The 1,269-nt window shown below is 73.1% G+C and carries 1 protein-coding gene; it reads right to left on the bottom strand.

Annotated features, from left to right (window positions below; all coding sequences use genetic code 11):
- A partial coding sequence (locus FDZ70_10870; protein TLM65726.1) for a hypothetical protein occupies positions 1-368 on the bottom strand: 368 nt, incomplete at its 3' end.
- Positions 369-1,269 lie beyond the last annotated feature (901 nt).

Below are 1,269 nucleotides of genomic sequence, written 5' to 3'. Positions count from 1 at the left end.
CACCAGGACGTGCACGTGTCGACGCCGGTGAACTCCGCAGGCGTAGCGTACTGGAAGGTCCCCATCGGCGTGGACGGGAACCAGACACCGCCGGCGGTCGTCGGCGTCGGCTCCAGCACCATGCTCGGTGGGAACGCCACGAGGATGCCCGACATCCACGGCTGGCCGTCCCAGGTCCAGTCGTTGGCCAGCAACCCGATGGGTGGGTCGTACACGCCCAGGGTCGCGTCCTTCTCGCAGACGTAGTGGTCCGGCGCCGCGTTCGGCACCCAGCCGACGGCGAACGCCGCCGTGACGCCGACTGTCGTCAGGACTGCGAGCGATACCGTTGCGAGCGCGATGAACCGCGCCGCCGTGCGCCGCCTCATACGCCCCCCTCCCTGTCGGGGCTGCCCCTCCGGGAGCAGCCCGGTTGCCGGCGCCATCGCGCCGCTACGGCCCCAGCGTCCCGAAGACCCGGAACGCGTCGACCCACGTGATGCACCCCGTCGAGCGCGGGTTCTTCGCAGTGATCGCACGCACCTCGAGCGTGTGTGTGCCGTACGGCAGGACCGCGCTCGCGAACATCGTGCGCCGGAACTGGTTGAGCGAGGCGTACTGGTCGACGGTTCCGACGTACACGCCGTCGAGGTAGACGTCCGCCTTGCCGGCCGAGGTCGTCCGCGCGCCGATCCACTCGATGCCGGTCCCCTCGAACGCCAGCGACACGCTCCGGCCGCCGCCCTGCGCGTAGATGCCCGTGCCGCCGAAGAACTGCGAGCGCGCGAGCGCCGTCCATGCGCCCGCGCGGACCACCTGCGGCGCCGACTCCTCCACCCAGGTCAGCGGCGCCTCGACGGTGAACGCGTACGCGCCCGAGGCGTCCGCCGTCTGCCCCGACGCGCCTCCGTCGTCCGCGGCGGAGCACGCCGAGACCATGCCCTCGTCCATCGCCATCACGCTGATCGCATGGGGCCCGAGCGCGAGCGTCGGACACGCCGCCCGGAACCTCACCGACGCGGTCCCGGCGCCCTCGCTGATCTCGGCCGGGCGCCAGCCGGTCTCGGCGTCGAGTCGGAACCAGACGCCGGCGATCGCGAACTCGAACGGCGAGGTCGTGCCGACGACTGAGCCGGTGAAGACCGGCCGCGGCGAGGTGGTCGTCGCCCCCGCGATGGGGTCGACGGTCACCGCGAGGCGGCCGTCGCCCTCCGCGGGGGCCGCGAACGCCGGGACGGCCGCGAACGGCCCCGCGGCGCCGATCGCGAGCGGCTCGTCGATCACCGTCAC

It is taken from the genome of Actinomycetota bacterium (assembly GCA_005774595.1).
GTDB lineage: Bacteria > Actinomycetota > Coriobacteriia > Anaerosomatales > D1FN1-002 > D1FN1-002.
This window is presented reverse-complemented; position numbering and strand designations above follow the sequence as displayed.